Below are 17882 nucleotides of genomic sequence, written 5' to 3' on the forward strand. Positions count from 1 at the left end.
AAATTCTTGATCGGTAGATGAAGAGTGGGCCCGTCAGGACCCGCTCTTTTTTATTAGCCGGTCCGACGAGGAGATGATCGTTTGTCCGAACCGACAACGGCTGGAACTGAAAATGAATCGCGGCTGATCACCGAGACCGGCCTCGACCGGCGCATTGCCGACATCATCGAGCCCGTGCTGGTGCAGATGGGTTTCCGCCTTGTGCGCGTGCGCATGTCCGGTCAGAACGGCCTGACGCTGCAGATCATGACCGAGCGCAACGATGGCACCATGACCGTCGAGGATTGCGAGGACGTCTCCAAGGCCATTTCGCCGGTCCTCGATGTGGAAGATCCGATCGACAAGGCGTATCATCTCGAAGTGTCGTCGCCGGGCATCGATCGCCCGATGGTTCGCAAGTCCGATTTCTTCCGCTGGCAGGGCCATCTGATGAAGTGCGAGACTTCGATCATGGTCGACGGGCGCAAGCGCTTCCGCGGCAAGATCGTGTCGGTGGACGACGACGGTTTTCGCCTCGAGCGCGACCAGCCCGCCTATGGCGAAGAGGCCGTCGTCGCCATCCCGTTCACCGCCCTTTCGGAAGCACGGCTGATCCTGACCGACGATCTGATCCGCGACGCGCTGGCGGCCGACAAGAAGGCGAAGGCGGCGCGTGCCGCCAATGAGAATTTCGAAGACGAAGACAGAGATATCGAATGAGCCAGGGCGCGCTTGTGAGGCCCCTGTAACCAGACGGAGACAAGACATGGCAGTCAGTGCTAACCGGCTCGAGCTTCTGCAGATCGCGGACGCTGTGGCACGCGAAAAGGTGATCGACCGCGAGATCGTTCTGGCCGCGATGGCAGACGCGATCCAGAAGGCGGCCCGCTCGCGCTATGGTTCGGAAACGAACATCCGGGCGGACATCAATTCGAAGACCGGTGAAATCCGTCTCCAGCGTCTTCTCGAAGTCGTCGAGAAGGCCGAGGACTACTCGACGCAGATCCCGCTCGAGCTCGCCCGAGACCGCAACCCGGACGCCAAGCTCGGCGACTTCATCGCCGATCCGCTGCCGCCGATGGATTTCGGCCGCATCGCCGCGCAGTCCGCCAAGCAGGTGATCGTGCAGAAGGTTCGCGAGGCCGAGCGCGACCGCCAGTTCGAGGAGTTCAAGGACCGTGTCGGCGAGATCGTCAACGGCACCGTCAAGCGCGTCGAATACGGCAACGTCATCGTCGATCTCGGCCGCGGCGAGGGCATCATTCGCCGCGACGAGATGATCCCGCGCGAGAACATGCGCTACGGCGATCGCGTCCGTTCCTTCGTCTACGACGTGCGCCGCGAGCAGCGCGGTCCGCAGATCTTCCTGTCGCGCACCCATCCGCAGTTCATGGTCAAGCTCTTCACCATGGAAGTGCCGGAAATCTACGACGGCATCATCCAGATCAAGTCCGTCGCCCGCGACCCGGGCTCGCGCGCCAAGATCGCCGTCGTCTCCAACGATTCGTCGATCGACCCGGTCGGCGCCTGTGTCGGTATGCGCGGCTCGCGCGTCCAGGCGGTCGTCGGCGAACTCCAGGGCGAGAAGATCGACATCATCCCGTGGTCGCCCGATCCGGCCTCCTTCATCGTCAACGCCCTGCAGCCGGCCGAAGTGACCAAGGTCGTGCTCGACGAGGACGCGGAGCGCATCGAGGTCGTCGTGCCGGACGAGCAGCTGTCGCTGGCGATCGGCCGCCGCGGCCAGAACGTTCGCCTTGCCTCGCAGCTGACCGGCTGGGATATCGACATCCTCACCGAACAGGAGGAGAGCGAGCGCCGCCAGAAGGAATTCAACGAGCGCACCCAGCTGTTCATGGAAGCGCTGGACGTCGACGAGATGGTCGGCCAGGTGCTTGCCTCCGAGGGCTTCGCCCAGGTCGAGGAGCTTGCCTATGTCGAGCTCGACGAGATTTCCTCGATCGATGGTTTCGACGACGAAACCGCGACGGAAATCCAGACGCGCGCCCGCGAATATCTGGACAAGATCGAGGCCGAAATGGACGCCCGGCGCAAGGAGCTCGGCGTCTCGGACGACCTGCGTCAGATCGAGGGCCTGACCAGCCAGATGCTGGTCGCGCTCGGCGAGGAAGGCATCAAGACGATCGAGGACTTCGCCGGCTGCGCCGCCGACGACCTCGTCGGCTGGACGGAGCGCAAGGACGGCGAGACCAAGCGCTTCGAGGGTACCTTCTCCAAGCTCGACGTCAGCCGCGAAGAGGCCGAGGCGATGATCGTCCAGGCGCGTCTGGCGGCTGGCTGGATCACCGAGGAAGACCTCGCGAGCGATCAGGACGAGCCGATCGAAGTTGCCGAGGGTTCGGAGCAGGACGCCTGATCCAGGATGACAGCCGCCACCGAAATCCTGCCCTCGGAGATTCTGCCTTCAGACAAGGGCCCGAAGGACCGGAGCGGCAGCAGCCGGACCTGCATCGTCACGCGCGAGAGCGGATTGCCGGATGAGCTGATCCGCTTCGTGGCCGGGCCGGACGGCCGCGTCGTGCCCGACCTGAAGCGGCAGCTTCCGGGGCGCGGTTGCTGGGTAAGGGCGGAGCGGCGCCTCGTCGAGAAGGCGGTGGCGAAGAAGCTCTTCGCCCGCGCTCTGCGCGCCGAGGTGAAGGCCGAGCCGGCATTGGCCGACGAGGTCGACAGGCTGCTCGCCGAGCAGCTTGCCGGAATGATGAACATGGCGCGCAAGGCCGGCCAGTTCGTCTCCGGCGCCACCAAGACCGAGCAGGCGGTGCGCGGACTCGCGGCGCTTGCAGTGTTCCATGCGACCGAAGCGGCCGCCGACGGTGTCCGCAAGATCGATCAGGCCCGCAAGGCGATGAGCTTCGTCGCCGAGGATGAAACGGAAATACCTGCGTTCCGCCCCTTTGCGGCGGCGGAAATGGAGGAGCTTTTGGGAAGTAATGCTTTTATCCATGCCGCAGCGCTTGCAGGGCAGGCGGGTGAGGGTGTAGTGAAGCGCGCAATCATGCTCGAAAAGTACCGAGGATCCGTCCCGGTCCGGGCCGAAGGCGGCGCTGATAAGCCACAGCAATGACACGCGTCACCGGCAGAGGCCGGCATCGCGAACGCTGCTTGAGACAAATTGGAAGACGGGGTCAGGTGTTACGCATCCGGCCCTGATCGCTAGGAACGGAACGGAATGACCGACAACAAAGACGACAAGACACTCAGCGTAGCGGGCAAGAAGACGCTGACCCTGAAGCCCGCCGGGGTGACGCAGGGGACTGTGCGCCAGGACATGGGCCGCGGTCGCTCGAAGGCGGTCGTGGTCGAAACCAAGAAGAAGTTCGGCCTGACTCGCCACAAGGACGAGCGTCCGATCACGCCGGTGAGCGCGACGCCCGTTGCGCGGCCGGCCGAGCCGCGCCCCGTTCAGCCGCACCCGGCTGGCCGCCCGGCCCCGCAGCCGCAGCCCCATCAGCCGCGCGCGGAGCAGAACCGTCCCCGGGTCGGCGTCGTGTTGAACGACCTCTCGGCCGGCGAGATGGAAGCCCGTCGTCGTGCGCTGGCTGAAGCCCAGGTGCGTGATGCCGAGGAAGCCAAGCGTCGCGCCGAAGAGGAAGTGCGTCGTCGCGCAGAAGAAGAAGCGCGCCTCGCCCGCGAAAAGGAAGAGGCCGCCCGACGCGCCGCCGAGGAAGCTGCTCGCCCGGCGGTCGTCGCCGAAAAGACCGATGAGGTCGCGGAGGAGCGCCCGGTCGCCGAGCGTCGCGCCGAGGCACCTCCTCAGCCCGTCCGCCCGGCGCCTGCCGCGCCTCAGGCGCCCGGTGCCCCCGGGGCAGCTCTTCGCGGTCGCCGGCCAAGCAGTGACGACGAGGATGAACGCCCGCGCAGCGGTGCCGGACCGGCCCGCGGCAAGGTCGTACGTCCCGAGCCGGCAAAGCCCGCTCCGCGCGCCAAGGGCGACGAGGGCCGTCGCCAGGGCAAGCTGACGCTGACCGCTGCCGTCGACGAGGACGGCGGCCAGCGCGGCCGTTCGCTTTCGGCGATGCGCCGCCGCCAGGAAAAGTTCCGGCGCAGCCAGATGCAGGAAACCCGCGAGAAGATTTCGCGCGAGGTCGTCCTGCCGGAGACCATCACGATTCAGGAGCTGTCGCAGCGCATGTCGGAGCGCGCCGTCGATGTCATCAAGTTCCTGATGAAGGAAGGCCAGATGATGAAGCCTGGCGACCTGATCGATGCGGATCTCGCCGAACTCATCGCCGGCGAATTCGGCCACACGGTGAAGCGGGTTTCCGAGTCGGACGTCGAGGAAGGCATCTTCAACGTTGCCGACCTGGATGAGACCATGATCTCCCGCCCGCCGATCGTGACGATCATGGGCCACGTCGACCACGGCAAGACGTCGCTGCTCGACGCGATCCGGCACGCCAATGTGGTCGCCGGTGAAGCGGGCGGCATCACCCAGCATATCGGCGCCTACCAGGTCGAACAGAACGGTCAGAAGATCACCTTCATCGACACCCCCGGCCACGCTGCCTTCACGGCGATGCGTGCCCGCGGCGCCCAGGCGACGGACATTGCCGTCCTCGTCGTCGCGGCCGATGACAGCGTGATGCCGCAGACGATCGAATCGATCAACCACGCCAAGGCGGCGGGCGTGCCGATCATCGTTGCGATCAACAAGATCGACAAGCCGACGGCGAACCCGCAGAAGGTTCGCACCGAGCTCCTGCAGCACGAGGTCTTCGTTGAATCGATGGGCGGTGAGGTGCTCGATGTCGAGGTCTCGGCGAAGAACCAGACCAATCTCGACAAGCTGCTCGAAGCGATCCTGCTGCAGGCGGAAATCCTCGACCTCAAGGCCAATCCGAACCGGACGGCTGAGGGTACGGTTGTGGAGGCCGAGCTCGACCGCGGCCGCGGTGCGGTTGCCACCGTCCTCGTGCAGAAGGGCACGCTGACGCCTGGCCAGATCATCGTCGCCGGCGATCAGTGGGGCCGTGTGCGTGCGCTCGTCAACGACAAGGGCGAACACGTCAAGGAAGCAGGTCCTTCGATGCCGGTCGAGGTCCTCGGCCTTTCCGGCACGCCGGCGGCCGGGGATAAGTTTGCCGTCGTCGAGAACGAGAGCCGTGCGCGCGAGATCTCCGAATATCGCCAGCGGCTTGCCCGCGAGAAGATGGTTGCCCGCCAGTCCGGCTCGCGCGGCTCGCTCGAGCAGATGATGAGCCAGCTCCAGGCTTCCGGCCTGAAGGAGTTCCCGCTGGTCATCAAGGGCGACGTGCAGGGCTCGATCGAGGCGATCGCCGGTGCTCTCGACAAGCTCGGAACCGACGAAGTACGGGCGCGCATCGTGCATTCCGGCGCCGGCGGCATCACCGAGTCGGATATCTCGCTCGCCGAGGCATCGAATGCCGCGATCATCGGCTTCAACGTCCGCGCCAACAAGCAGGCGCGCGATGCGGCCGAGCGGTCCGGTATCGAGATCCGCTACTACAACATCATCTACGATCTGGTGGATGACGTGAAGGCGGCGATGTCCGGCCTGCTCTCGCCCGAGCGGCGCGAGACCTTCCTCGGCAATGCGGAGATCCTGGAGGTGTTCAACATCACCAAGGTCGGCAAGGTCGCGGGCTGCCGCGTCACCGAGGGCAAGGTCGAGCGTGGCGTCGGTGTCCGTCTGGTGCGCGACAACGTCGTCATCCACGAAGGCAAGCTCAAGACGCTCAAGCGCTTCAAGGACGAGGTCTCCGAGGTCCAGTCCGGCCAGGAATGCGGCATGGCCTTCGAGAACTACGAAGACATCCGCGCCGGCGACACGATCGAGTGCTTCCGCGTCGAGCACATCACGCGGACGCTCTAAGTCGATCCGGCAACAGATTGTAGGGGCGCCGGATCATCTCCGGCGCTCCTGTTTTTTGCGGAACGAGACGAGATGCTGGCGAGATGCCGATCATGGCCGTCTCGTCTCTATTGAACCGATCGCGGCTCGAGTCCGGTCGATGTGACCGCAATCGCCGTGATCCAGGATAAGCACAATGACCAGATCCACATCCTCTGCTCCGTCCCAGCGCATGCTGCGCGTCGGCGAACAGGTGCGCGCCGCGATCACCCAGGTCCTGCAGCGCGGCGAAGTCCGCGACCCGCTGATCGAGAAGACGGTGATTTCGATTTCCGAAGTGCGTATGTCGCCCGACCTCAAGATAGCGACGGCTTATGTTACGCCGCTCGGTGTCGCCGATCATGCGGCGGTCATCGAGGCGCTCAACAAGCATGCGAAATTCATCCGAGGCCGGCTCGGGCCGCAGCTCAGGCAGATGAAATACATGCCGGACGTCCGCTTCAGGGACGACACCAGCTTCGACAACTACCAGAAGATCGACGCGCTGCTGCGCTCGCCGGAAGTCAGCCGCGACCTCGATCCCGACACCGACGACGAAGAATAGAAGATCCATGTCCAAGCCGCGCAAACCCAAGGGCCGCCCGATTTCGGGCTGGCTGATCCTCGACAAGCCGCTCGATTTCGGCTCCACCGAGGCTGTGTCCAAGATCAAGTGGCTGTTCAAGGCGCAGAAGGCCGGCCATGCCGGCACGCTCGATCCGCTGGCCTCCGGCATGCTGCCGATCGCGCTCGGCGATGCCACGAAGACCGTTCCCTATGTCATGGACGGCCGCAAGATCTACGAGTTCACCGTCGCCTGGGGCGAGGAACGCTCGACCGACGACCTCGAAGGGGATGTCGTCAGCTCGTCTTCCGAGCGTCCGAGCGAAGAGTCAATCCGTGCCCTGCTGCCGAAATATACCGGCGTGATCAGCCAGGTACCGCCGCAGTTTTCGGCGATCAAGATCGACGGCGAGCGCGCCTACGACCTTGCGCGGGACGGCGAAACCGTAGAAATCCCACCCCGCGAGGTGGAGGTTTTCCGCCTCTCGCTGATCGGCTCGACGCCGCATCTCGCCCATTTCGAGATCGAGTGCGGCAAGGGCACCTATGTCCGCTCGCTCGCCCGCGACATGGGCCGCGATCTCGGCTGCTTCGGCCACATCGCCTCCTTGCGCCGCACCTTCGTCGCGCCCTTCGGCGAGGAGGACATGGTCTCGCTCGCCGATCTCGTGGCGCTGGAAAAGATCGAGGACGATGCGGAACGACTTGCCGCTCTAGACGATTATCTGATCGACACCGGCGAGGCGCTTTCCGATCTGCCGCATGTGGCGGTAAGCGAGGATCAGGCGCACCGGTTGAGAATGGGCAACCCGATCATCCTGCGTGGTCGGGACGCGCCGTTGCCGGCTCCGGAGGCCTACGCAACCGCACGCGGCAAGCTCGTTGCGATCGGTGAAGTCGCCGAAGGTGAATTTCGACCGAAGCGTGTGTTCGCCAGCCATTGACCGGCAGCCGGTGCCCGGCCAACAATTGCGCCGCTTTGCGTGCGGCGTATAGGCGCGCAACGGGGTTGAGAAGCCCGGGCGAAAGGCGGTACGGATGCTCAAGGCGCCAGAGAAAAGCGAGAGCGAGGTCTCATCCGGCGGACTGCAAGCGGTCGCGGCCTTTGTTCGCACCTATCTTCGCAGGCCCTTCAGCTTCTATCTGCTTTCGCTGCTGCTAATCGCCATCATCCCTTCCTTCATCTTCTCCTTCGTGATCGTGAAGCGCAGCGTCGATGCGCAGGAGCAGGTCGTCACCTCGCTGCTGAGGGCCTCGACCGGCTCCGTTACCCGGATCGTCGAGCGCGAGGTCGAGGGCATGATGACCACGCTTCGGGTCCTGTCGACCTCTGGGGCGGTCGATCTTCGCGATCTGCGCGGTTTCTACCACCGCGCTTCGAGTGCTTTGGCGGGCACCCATTCCAATCTGATCGTCGTCGATAGCGATCACAATTTGCGGATGAGCACCGGCGTTCCCTTCGGGACGCTGTTGGGGCGGGGATCCGATCCGGACCTCGACCTGGCCCTGAAAAGCAGCGGACCGCTCGTTTCCGGCGCCTTCTTCGCGAACACCTCCAGGAGCTGGGTCTTCAACGTCTATCTGCCGATAAACGGGCCGGACGGCGAACGGTATCTGTTGGGCCTGACCCAGGATGCGGCTCGGATGGCCAAGGCGGTCAATCGGGACACGCTTTCACCGGGGTGGAATGCCGCGCTCGTCGACGGCAAAGGCAAGGTGATCGCCTCCTCCGATCCCGCGGCCCGTCCCGGGGAAGCGTTCTTTCTGGACAAGCTCCCTCAGATCAGCATCGGCGTCAGCGACATCAACGAGCATGGGGTGGATTACCGCGTCGTCTCGGAATTCTCGGTCATCACCGGCTGGCGCATCGTCGCCTGGGCTCCGCGGGAGGTAGTCGATGCGCCGATCCTGTGGTCGTTTCTCTGGCTGTCGCTCGGCGGCATCATTTTCGCCAGCATCGCCGTTGCCGGATCCCTGACCATCGCGCGGCTGTTGACACAGGGGGTCAAGCTCTTGGCGCTCGACGCACGGCGTCTCGGCGCCGGCGAAGTGATCGAGCCGCGCCGCTACGTCATTACCGAAGTCGAGGCCGTCTCGACAGCGCTTGCCCGCGCGGCGGCGGCCCGTACCAAGGCCGAGGTGGAAATCCGCCTCCTCATGCGCGAGGTCGCACATCGCTCGAAGAACCAGCTGACTGTCATCCAGTCGATGCTTGCCCAATCCGCGGCGTCGAGCGAGGACACCGCGGAGTTCGTCGACGCGTTCCGCAAGCGGCTTGCTGGGCTTGCCCGCTCGACCGACCTGATGATCGCCAATGCGGCAATGGGTGTCGATTTCCGCGAGCTTGCCGAGGACCAGCTTCAGCCCTTTGCGCCGGACGATCCGGACCGCATCGTGCTTGCCGGGCCAAGTTTGCGGCTGGACACCCAAATGGCGCAGACGCTCGGCATGGTCCTTCACGAACTGGCGACCAATGCGATCAAGCATGGGGCGCTTGCCAATGCGACGGGCGCGGTCAAGCTCGAGTGGTCGGTGTCGCCCGGAACGATCACCATTCGCTGGCGCGAGAGCGGCGCGGATCTTGCCGAGCCGGGCCAGGCGCCCCGCCGGGGGTTCGGCTCGGTGGTGATCGAGCGCATGCTCGGCATCGCACTGCGCGCCGAACTCGACAGAAAGATGCATGCCGACGGCATCGAATGGCACATCCGCATCCCCCGCGGCGGCGAGCCCCGAGGCGGGGCGGACAGTTGATGCCGGTGCCTGCCGGCGTCAATGCTCGCGGCGGCTTGATGCGGAAGAAAAATGTGGCGCAGCGGGGTACCCGCAGCCGGCTCGATCACCCTTTCCTTTTGTGTCCGTTTCGGTTATAGCCACGCCAGCGAAAAGGCGCCGCCTCTTCGTGTGAACGGCCGCGGCTGGACGACATCCCGGCTGCCGGCGACCTCAAATCCTCGAAACGAAAGGATCAGCCGATGTCGATCACTGCAGAGCGCAAGGCTCAGCTCATCAAGGAATTCGCAACCGCCGAAGGCGATACCGGTTCTCCGGAAGTCCAGGTTGCGCTCCTGACGGAACGGATCAACAACCTGACCGAACACTTCAAGGGCCACAAGAAGGACAACCATTCCCGCCGTGGTCTTCTCGCGATGGTTTCCAGCCGTCGTTCGCTCCTCGACTATCTGAAGAAGAAAGACGAAGCGCGCTACAGCAAGCTGATCGGTGCCCTGGGCATCCGTCGCTAATCGACTGTCCGGCGGGTCGCTCGGCGATCCGCCGGATTTTTTTGGGCGCTGAACCGCCCACTGCGGCCTTTGTGCGTCGAAAGGGATGCACGGCGCTGTAGAATTCTCTCTCCACGGGCGCCGTAGGCGCAGTCTGGAGATGTCCAGCGAGCCGGATGGGCCGGTATCGCGGATCAACCGATGGCCCGTCATGGGGCAGGATTGCAGGATGCTTCGGCGCCTGCTTGCCGAAGCGCTTCCATACGGGTGAGCGCGGCAAAGCGGTGAGCGGCCGGTACTGTTTGAAGCCTCCCGTTGTCTTGCCCGTGATGCGCCACACCAAGCGGCAACAAGATCGTCTGCGCTGCAACAGCCGCGGACGGTCTCCCGCACACGAAGGACAGAACATGTTCGAGACCCACAAGGTAGAAATCGAATGGGCTGGGCGTCCGCTCAAGCTCGAAACCGGCAAGATCGCCCGCCAGGCGGACGGCGCCGTTCTCGCCATCTACGGCGAAACCGTCGTCTTGGCCACGGTTGTTTCCGCCAAGGCGCCGAAGCCCGGTCAGGACTTCTTCCCGCTGACCGTCAACTACCAGGAAAAGACCTATGCCGCCGGCAAAATCCCCGGCGGTTACTTTAAGCGTGAAGGCCGTCCGAGCGAAAACGAGACGCTCGTCTCGCGCCTGATCGACCGTCCGATCCGCCCGCTCTTCCCGGAAGGCTACAAGAACGACACCCAGGTGATCGTCACGGTCATGCAGCATGACCTTGAAAACAACCCGGACGTTGTCTCGATGGTGGCCGCCTCTGCGGCGCTGACACTCTCCGGCATTCCCTTCATGGGCCCGATCGGCGGCGCCCGCGTCGGCTACATCAACGGCCAGTACGTGCTCAATCCCCACCTCGACGAGATGGAGGAATCGACGCTCGATCTCGTCGTCGCCGGCACCCAGGAAGCCGTGCTGATGGTCGAGTCCGAAGCCAAGGAGCTGCCGGAAGACGTCATGCTCGGCGCCGTGGTTTTCGGCCAGAAGGGCTTCCAGCCGGTCATCGACGCGATCATTAAGCTCGCCGAAGTGGCCGCCAAGGAGCCGCGCGAGTTCGAGCCGGAAGACCATTCCGCGCTTGAAAACGCCATGCTTTCAATCGCCGAGGACGAGCTGCGCAACGCCTACAAGATCACCGAGAAGGCCGCACGCTATGCCGCCGTCGACGCCGTCAAGGCCAAGGTGAAGGAGCACTTCCTGCCGGAAGGCATCGAGAACCCGGCCCACTCGGCCGAGGAAATCGCCTCTGTCTTCAAGCACCTGCAGGCCAAGATCGTCCGCTGGAACATCCTCGACACCCAGAGCCGCATCGATGGCCGCGACCTCGTCACGGTTCGCCCGATCGTCGCCGAAGTCGGCCTCCTGCCGCGTACCCACGGCTCGGCGATCTTCACCCGCGGTGAAACGCAGGCGATCGTCGTCGCCACGCTCGGCACCGGCGAAGACGAGCAGTATGTCGATTCCTTGACCGGCATGTACAAGGAAAATTTCATGCTGCACTACAACTTCCCGCCCTTCTCGGTCGGCGAGACGGGCCGCATGGGTTCTCCGGGCCGCCGCGAAATCGGCCACGGCAAGCTCGCCTGGCGCGCCATCCACCCGATGCTGCCGACGGCGGAGCAGTTCCCCTATACGCTGCGCGTCGTTTCCGAAATCACCGAGTCGAACGGCTCCTCCTCGATGGCAACCGTCTGCGGCACCTCGCTGGCACTGATGGATGCGGGCGTGCCGCTCGCCAAGCCGGTCGCCGGCATCGCCATGGGCCTGATCAAGGAAGATGACCGCTTCGCCGTTCTCTCCGACATTCTCGGTGACGAGGACCATCTCGGCGACATGGACTTCAAGGTGGCCGGTACCGAAGCCGGTATCACCTCGCTGCAGATGGACATCAAGATCGAGGGCATCACCGAAGAGATCATGGGCGTTGCGCTCAACCAGGCCAAGGGTGGCCGCCTGCACATTCTCGGCGAAATGGCCAAGGCCATTTCCGAGAGCCGCGGCCAGCTCGGGGAATTCGCGCCGCGCATCGAGGTGATGAACATTCCGGTCGACAAGATCCGCGAAGTCATCGGCTCGGGCGGCAAGGTCATCCGCGAAATCGTCGAGAAAACCGGCGCCAAGATCAACATCGAGGACGACGGCACCGTCAAGATCGCTTCGTCGTCGGGCAAGGAGATCGAGGCGGCGCGCAAGTGGATCCACTCGATCGTCGCCGAGCCGGAGGTCGGCCAGATCTATGAGGGCACGGTCGTCAAGACCGCCGATTTCGGCGCCTTCGTCAACTTCTTCGGCGCCCGTGACGGCCTCGTCCACATTTCGCAGCTCGCCTCCGAGCGCGTCGCCAAGACGACCGATGTCGTCAAGGAAGGCGACAAGGTCTGGGTCAAGCTGATGGGCTTTGACGAGCGCGGCAAGGTCCGCCTCTCCATGAAGGTCGTCGACCAGGCGACCGGCAAGGAGATCGTCGCCGAAAAGGGCGACAAGTCCGACAAGAAGGACGGCGGCGAAGCGGCCGAATAAGCCGGCTTCAGTTCAATCCAACTCGGGGCGCGGAGCAGATCGCTTCGCGCCCTTTCTCGTAAGCGCGGGACAAGACTCTCCCTGTGAGGCGGCCCGCACTCGACCGACAGATTTGCTAACGGAAACATCCATGAGCCGCGACGCGCTGAAAACCCTGTTCTATCCCTTCGAGACCGGCGTCATCGATCCGCCGGGGGAGGGCGAGCGCGTCCTGTTTCTCGGTGCGGAAGCGGGCTACAGGCTGCCGGAAGGCTTTGCCGCGTCGATCTTGGCCGTCCAGCCGCTCAAATCCCTGTATCGCGCTCTGGAAGCTGCACGGGCCGAAGCGGCGCCGGTCGCCTCGGGCGAGGACTACGACGCAGCACTGGTGCTCTGCGGCAAGCACAAGGGGGAGAACGAGGACCGCATTGCCGAGGCGCTGAAACGCACCCGGGACGGCGCCCTCATCGTCGTCGCCGGCGGCAAGGAGGACGGTATCCAGCCGCTGCGCAAGAAGATTGACAAGTTCGGCTGGGAAGGCGATTCGATGCCGAAATATCACGGCGTCGCCTTCTGGTTCACGCGGCCGGAGGACGCCTCCGAGGCCGTGTCGAAGCTCGCCAAGGTCCCCGTGCGCGTCGACGGCCTGTTCGAGGCGGCGCCGGGCATGTTCTCGCACGACCGCGTCGATGCCGGCTCGGAACTGCTCGCCTCCCGCCTGCCGCGCGAGTTCAGCGGCCATGCTGCGGATTTCGGCGCCGGCTGGGGTTATCTCTCGGTAAAGCTTGCCGAGGCCTCGCCGGGCCTCAAGGGCATCGACCTGTTCGAGGCGGATCACAATTCCCTGGAGGCGGCGCGGGCCAACATGGCGGCGAACGCTTCGTCGACGCCGGCGCGCTTCTACTGGCACGATCTGACGAGCGAAGAAACACGCGACAAATACGACCTGATCGTCATGAACCCGCCCTTCCACGAGGGCCACGCGGCGGAGCCCGCTCTCGGCGCGGCGATGATCAAGGCAGCCGCCAAGGCCCTGAAGCAGGGTGGCCGGCTGATGCTGGTCGCCAATCGCGGCCTGCCTTATGAACAGGTCCTGGCGGAAGCCTTCAAGGAAAGCGGCGAAACCTGCCGGAATGCGCGCTTCAAGGTGCTTTGGGCGAAGCGCTGACGGCGCATTTGCCCGCGTCACCGCATCGGCAGGCGGGCTTCAAATCGACAGCTCGAGCGCCTTTTCCGTTTCGATATAGGCGCGCTGCTGGTCGGTGATGTAATCGCGCACGATCGGCGCCGCGTCGCGCGAGCGCGACAGCTGCATGTGGAAGACGAGCTGGCTGCCGGTGCGGAACATCATCTCTGCGCTGATCAGGTAGAACTCCCACATCCTTGCGAAGCGCTCGTCATACATGGCGATCACCTTGTCGCGATTTTCTTCGAAGCGCGCGCCCCAATGGGCAAGCGTCGTCGCGTAGTGAACGCGCAGGAATTCGAGGTCGCTCACCCACAGGCTGTTGCGCTCGACCACCTCGAAGACTTCCGACAAAGCGGGCGAATAGGCGCCCGGGAAGATGTATTTCCTGAGCCACGGGCTCGCCATGCCGGGCGGGCTCATATGGCCGATCGAATGCAGCACCGCGAGACCGTCGTCTCGCATCAGCGCGTTCAGCTTCTTGAAGAATTCGTCGTAGTGATGAACGCCGACATGCTCGAACATGCCGACCGAAACGATGCGGTCGAAGGGACCTTCGACATCGCGATAGTCCTTCAGCTCGAAACGCACCCGGTCGGCAAGGCCGGCGGCGCGAGCCCGCTCGGAGGCGAGCGCCTGCTGCTCCTTTGACAGTGTGACGCCGAGGACCTCGACATTCTCGAGCGCAGCGAGATAGAGCGCTAGGTCGCCCCAGCCGCAGCCGATGTCGAGCACTTTCATGCCGGGCTTCAGGCAGAGTTTCGCGGCGAGCAGCCTGAGCTTGTTGCGCTGTGCCGCCTCCAGCGTCTCGTCCGGCGCGCGGAAATAGGCGCAGGAATAGAGCATGTTCTCGTCGAGGAAGAGCTTGTAGAACGCGTTGCCGAGATCGTAGTGATGGGCGACGTTCTGCTGCGCCTTGCCCTTTGGGTTTGCCTGCTGGCGCTTGCGAAACCGCATCTTGATCGCCCGCAGCAGCTTCTGGATCGGGTAGGAGCCGAGCGACAGCCGGTTTATCGAGAAGAGGGTGAGGAAGTCTCGAAGCGTCGATCCCTCCTCGAAGCGCATCGTCCCGTCCATATAGGCCTCGCCGGCGGCGAGTTCGACATTGAGGACGAGGCTGCGGTAGAGCCGCTTGTCGGTGAGTCGCATCGTGACGCTCGGCCCCGGCTCGCCCGAAAAGACGTGCCTTTTGCCGTCGGCATCGATCACGGTCAGCGTGCCCTTGCGGATGAAGGCTTTCATCATATGCGACAGTGGAAACATGCAATCCCTCGATCTCGTCCCGCCTACAGCGCCGCGCGTCCTTTCAGACGCGCAAAAGGACGCTGTACCGCTTTGAACCTATGCATCGTGCTTTCCGAAAATCGATCCCGATTTTCGCGCCGATGCACTACAGCGCCGCGCGTCTTATCAGACGCGCAAAGGTCGCTGTAGCACTTTGAATTGCTGCATGTCTTTGTCCTTAAATCGAGGTCGATTTAAGGAGACATGCAGTAGGCGGGCGGCAGTTGACCCTAAACAGCGCGCCTCCAAAATGCACGCTCAATTTTGCAGGTCTTGCTCACTCGCATCCTGAGTTGTGAGTCGCGACAAAAAAGGCGGCAGGTAACCCGCCGCCCCTGTTATACAGCGCTCTCAGGACGTGCCTCAGTCCTTGGCGCGCTCGACGTAGGAGCCGTCTTCCGTCGCGATGACGACGCGGGTGCCGGCCTGGATATGCGGCGGCACCGAGGTGCGGACGCCGTTAGAAAGCAGGGCCGGCTTATAGGAGGAAGAGGCCGTCTGGCCCTTGACCACCGGTTCGGTCTCGGTGATCTCGAGGATGACGTGGCGCGGCAGGTCGATGGCGATCGCAATGCCCTCGTGGATCGACAGCATTACCGCCATGCCTTCCTGGAGGTAAGCCTTCAGGTCGCCGATGTCCTCGGCCGACATGACGAGCTGGTCGTAGCTCTCCGGATTCATGAAATGGAAGCCTTCGGCATCTTCATAGAGGAAGGTGTGCTCGCGGTCCTCAACGAAAGCGCGCTCGACCTGTTCGGTGGTGCGGTAGCGCTCCGAGACCTTCACACCGTCGGAGATGCGGCGCATGTCGACCTGGGTGACCGGCGTGCCCTTGCCCGGATGGAAGTTCTGGGCGGTGAGCACGACATAGAGCTTGCCGTCGACGTCGAGAACGTTGCCCTTGCGGACCGAAGAAGCGATGACCTTGACCATTAGTCTTCCTTGTAACAGAGGTATCAGCGACACGCGCGGGCCGAAATCGGCCCGGAAGGAGCGAAAATTTTAGATTTCGCGCCGCCACTACCCTAATTCCACGCAAATAGCCAGCCTGAGCGGCATTCGCGCGGAAGAAAGCTTGGACCGAACCGATCATGCCGCATGCTTCTCCCTGGTGGACACCGGATGTCCACGCCGACCGGCGTCCCTTTCTGATCGGCCGCAACCGCATCCAGTCGGCACTCCGCCGCTTCTTTGGCGAGCGTGACTTCATGGACGTCGATACGGCAACGCTGCAGCTGTCGCCGGGCAACGAGGCGCATCTCCACGCCTTCGCAACTGAGGCGCTCGGGCCGGATGGATCGGTGCAGCCGCTCTATCTGCACACCTCGCCGGAGTTCGCCTGCAAGAAGCTGCTGGCCGCGGGCGAACGCCGCATCGCCTGCTTCGCCCATGTCTATCGCAACCGCGAGCGCGGCCCGTTGCACCATCCGGAATTCACCATGCTCGAATGGTACCGCGCCGAGGAGAGCTACGAGACGCTGATGCGCGATTGCGCCGAAGTCCTCGCGCTTGCCGCCGAGACGACGGGCACGCGGTCCTTCGCCTATCAGGGCCGCATTTGTGACCCGTTTCTCGAACCGGAGCGGCTTTCGGTCGCCGAGGCCTTCGCGCGTTTCGCCGGAATCAAGCTTCTCGCCTCGATCGCCGAGGACGGGACGACCGATCGCGAGGGGCTGGCGGCGGCCATGCGGCAGGCCGGCCTGCGGGTCGCCGATGACGACACCTGGGCCGACCTCTTCAGCCGTGTGCTCGTCGAAAAGATCGAGCCGAACCTCGGCTTCGGGCGGGCCACGATCCTGGACGAATACCCCGTCGCCGAGGCCGCTCTCGCCCGCCCGACGCCACGCGACCCTCGCGTTGCCGAGCGCTTCGAGCTCTATGCCTGCGGCGTCGAGCTGGCGAACGCCTTCGGCGAACTGACGGACGCCAAGGAACAGCGCCGCCGCTTCCGGCTCGAAATGGCGGAAAAGGCGCGGGTCTATGGCGAAACCTATCCGCTCGACGAGGACTTCCTGGCGGCGCTTGCCATTATGCCCGAGGCGAGCGGCATCGCGCTCGGCTTCGACCGTCTGGTGATGCTGGCGACCGGCGCCGCGCGCATCGATCAGGTGCTCTGGGCGCCGGTGGCGGAGGCCGGGGCATGACAGTACATCGTTCCCTCAGGACGGCGGGCCATCTCGTCGAAGCCGGCCTTGTCGACGCCTCGGCCGAGGAGGCGATTTCCCGCGTCGCCTCCCGCTACGCGATCGCCATCAGCCCCGCCGTTGCAGACCTTATCGACCGCGCCGATCCGCATGACCCGATCGCCAGGCAGTTCGTACCCGACACGGCGGAGCTGACTTCGACGCGGGAGGAACGCACCGACCCGATCGGCGACGGCGCCCACAGTCCCTTCGCGGGCATCGTCCACCGCTATCCGGACCGGGTGCTGCTCAAGGCCGTCCACGTCTGTCCGGTCTATTGCCGCTTCTGCTTCCGCCGCGAAATGGTCGGCCCGCAGGGGCTCGGCACGCTGACGCCCGCCGAACTCGACGCGGCGATCGCCTATATAGCCGAGCATCCGGAGATCTGGGAGGTGATCCTGACCGGTGGTGATCCGCTGGTGCTGTCGCCGCGGCGGCTTCAGGAAATCCTCGAGCGTCTCGGCGCGATCGAGCACGTCAAGGTCGTCCGCTTCCACACGCGCGTACCGGTCGTCGAGCCGCACCGCGTCGATGCGGATCTCATCGCGGCCCTCAAGTGCAGCGGCAAGGTGACCTATGTGGCGCTTCATGCCAATCATCCGCGCGAACTGACGGGCGAAGCGCGCGGCGCCGCGGCCCGGCTGATCGATGCTGGGATCGTCATGCTCAGCCAATCGGTGCTGCTGAAGGGCGTCAACGACGATCCGGACGTGCTTGCCGAACTGATGCGCGCCTTCGTCGAGACGCGGATCAAGCCCTATTACCTGCACCATCCGGACCTCGCGCCCGGCACCGGCCATTTCCGACTGACGATCGAAGAGGGCCAGGCGCTCGTCGCCTCGCTGCGCGGCCGCGTCTCGGGCCTCTGCCAACCGACCTATATCCTTGATATCCCCGGCGGTTACGGCAAGGCCGTCATCAGCGCCAGCGCGATAGAGGCGGAAGGCGGCGGCTGCTACACCGTCACCGATTTCCGCGGGAATGAGCACATCTATCCGCCGCAAGGCTGAGGAGCCGCGGGCGGCGCTGCACTTTCGATAACCG

14 protein-coding genes are annotated in these 17882 nt (G+C 64.3%); 12 read left to right on the forward strand and 2 right to left on the reverse strand.

Annotated features, from left to right (window positions below):
• Nucleotides 1–81 precede the first annotated feature (81 nt).
• The 10 genes from rimP (at nt 82) to CO664_RS00450 (ending at nt 13353) form a co-directional block, all read left to right on the forward strand.
• A complete protein-coding gene (gene rimP, locus CO664_RS00405) occupies nt 82–699 on the forward strand; it encodes a ribosome maturation factor RimP (protein ID WP_097537664.1) in 618 nt (205 codons plus the stop codon).
• Nucleotides 700–745: 46 nt separating this feature from the next.
• Nucleotides 746–2356, forward strand: coding sequence for a transcription termination factor NusA (gene nusA / locus CO664_RS00410; RefSeq protein ID WP_037422421.1), 1611 nt, complete (start codon nt 746–748; stop codon nt 2354–2356).
• Nucleotides 2357–2362: 6 nt separating this feature from the next.
• On the forward strand, nt 2363–3064 hold the full coding sequence (locus CO664_RS00415) for an RNA-binding protein (RefSeq protein ID WP_037422410.1): 702 nt from the start codon (nt 2363–2365) through the stop codon (nt 3062–3064).
• 105 nt (nt 3065–3169) lie between these two features.
• The gene (gene infB / locus CO664_RS00420) at nt 3170–5833 is read left to right on the forward strand and encodes a translation initiation factor IF-2 (protein WP_037422407.1); all 2664 of its coding nucleotides are present in this window, start codon (nt 3170–3172) and stop codon (nt 5831–5833) included.
• 175 nt (nt 5834–6008) lie between these two features.
• Entirely contained in the window at nt 6009–6416 is a 408-nt protein-coding gene (gene rbfA / locus CO664_RS00425) for a 30S ribosome-binding factor RbfA (protein ID WP_037422404.1), read from the forward strand.
• A gap of 7 nt (nt 6417–6423) precedes the next feature.
• Nucleotides 6424–7359, forward strand: coding sequence for a tRNA pseudouridine(55) synthase TruB (gene truB / locus CO664_RS00430; protein ID WP_037422401.1), 936 nt, complete (start codon nt 6424–6426; stop codon nt 7357–7359).
• A 94-nt stretch (nt 7360–7453) separates the two neighbouring features.
• On the forward strand, nt 7454–9166 hold the full coding sequence (locus CO664_RS00435) for a sensor histidine kinase (RefSeq protein WP_097537665.1): 1713 nt from the start codon (nt 7454–7456) through the stop codon (nt 9164–9166).
• 221 nt (nt 9167–9387) lie between these two features.
• Entirely contained in the window at nt 9388–9657 is a 270-nt protein-coding gene (rpsO, locus tag CO664_RS00440; RefSeq protein ID WP_097537666.1) for a 30S ribosomal protein S15, read from the forward strand.
• Between the two features lie 386 nt (nt 9658–10043).
• Complete coding sequence (pnp, locus tag CO664_RS00445) at nt 10044–12206, forward strand: polyribonucleotide nucleotidyltransferase (RefSeq protein WP_037422393.1); 2163 nt, start codon at nt 10044–10046, stop codon at nt 12204–12206.
• Between the two features lie 130 nt (nt 12207–12336).
• Nucleotides 12337–13353 carry a class I SAM-dependent methyltransferase gene (locus CO664_RS00450; protein WP_097537667.1) on the forward strand — a complete coding sequence of 339 codons (1017 nt, stop codon included), beginning with the start codon at nt 12337–12339 and terminating at the stop codon, nt 13351–13353.
• A 39-nt stretch (nt 13354–13392) separates the two neighbouring features.
• Here the strand turns inward: CO664_RS00450 and cfa1 are convergent, their stop codons facing one another.
• The gene (gene cfa1 / locus CO664_RS00455) at nt 13393–14634 is read right to left on the reverse strand and encodes a cyclopropane-fatty-acyl-phospholipid synthase (protein WP_097537668.1); all 1242 of its coding nucleotides are present in this window, start codon (nt 14632–14634) and stop codon (nt 13393–13395) included.
• A gap of 384 nt (nt 14635–15018) precedes the next feature.
• Complete coding sequence (gene efp, locus CO664_RS00460; RefSeq protein WP_037377751.1) at nt 15019–15588, reverse strand: elongation factor P; 570 nt, start codon at nt 15586–15588, stop codon at nt 15019–15021.
• Nucleotides 15589–15746: 158 nt separating this feature from the next.
• Here efp and epmA point away from each other — a divergent pair, with 158 nt between their 5' ends.
• Nucleotides 15747–16799, forward strand: coding sequence for an EF-P lysine aminoacylase EpmA (gene epmA, locus CO664_RS00465; RefSeq protein WP_097537669.1), 1053 nt, complete (start codon nt 15747–15749; stop codon nt 16797–16799).
• Entirely contained in the window at nt 16796–17848 is a 1053-nt protein-coding gene (locus CO664_RS00470; RefSeq protein ID WP_097537670.1) for a lysine-2,3-aminomutase-like protein, read from the forward strand. The genes epmA and CO664_RS00470 overlap by 4 nt, the downstream gene beginning before the upstream one ends.
• The last annotated feature ends 34 nt before the right edge of the window (nt 17849–17882 follow it).

The organism is Sinorhizobium sp. NG07B (genome assembly GCF_002532005.1).
In the GTDB taxonomy this organism is placed as follows: Bacteria; Pseudomonadota; Alphaproteobacteria; order Rhizobiales; family Rhizobiaceae; genus Sinorhizobium; species Sinorhizobium fredii_C.

Coding starts and splice junctions, on each gene's coding strand:
- infB (WP_037422407.1), top strand. CDS start 3,170: ATGACCGACAACAAAGACGACAAGACACTCAGCGTAGCGGGCAAGAAG.
- efp (WP_037377751.1), bottom strand. CDS start 15,588: ATGGTCAAGGTCATCGCTTCTTCGGTCCGCAAGGGCAACGTTCTCGAC.
- truB (WP_037422401.1), top strand. CDS start 6,424: ATGTCCAAGCCGCGCAAACCCAAGGGCCGCCCGATTTCGGGCTGGCTG.
- rbfA (WP_037422404.1), top strand. CDS start 6,009: ATGACCAGATCCACATCCTCTGCTCCGTCCCAGCGCATGCTGCGCGTC.
- CO664_RS00450 (WP_097537667.1), top strand. CDS start 12,337: ATGAGCCGCGACGCGCTGAAAACCCTGTTCTATCCCTTCGAGACCGGC.
- rpsO (WP_097537666.1), top strand. CDS start 9,388: ATGTCGATCACTGCAGAGCGCAAGGCTCAGCTCATCAAGGAATTCGCA.
- epmA (WP_097537669.1), top strand. CDS start 15,747: ATGCCGCATGCTTCTCCCTGGTGGACACCGGATGTCCACGCCGACCGG.
- nusA (WP_037422421.1), top strand. CDS start 746: ATGGCAGTCAGTGCTAACCGGCTCGAGCTTCTGCAGATCGCGGACGCT.
- pnp (WP_037422393.1), top strand. CDS start 10,044: ATGTTCGAGACCCACAAGGTAGAAATCGAATGGGCTGGGCGTCCGCTC.
- CO664_RS00415 (WP_037422410.1), top strand. CDS start 2,363: ATGACAGCCGCCACCGAAATCCTGCCCTCGGAGATTCTGCCTTCAGAC.
- CO664_RS00435 (WP_097537665.1), top strand. CDS start 7,454: ATGCTCAAGGCGCCAGAGAAAAGCGAGAGCGAGGTCTCATCCGGCGGA.
- cfa1 (WP_097537668.1), bottom strand. CDS start 14,634: ATGTTTCCACTGTCGCATATGATGAAAGCCTTCATCCGCAAGGGCACG.
- CO664_RS00470 (WP_097537670.1), top strand. CDS start 16,796: ATGACAGTACATCGTTCCCTCAGGACGGCGGGCCATCTCGTCGAAGCC.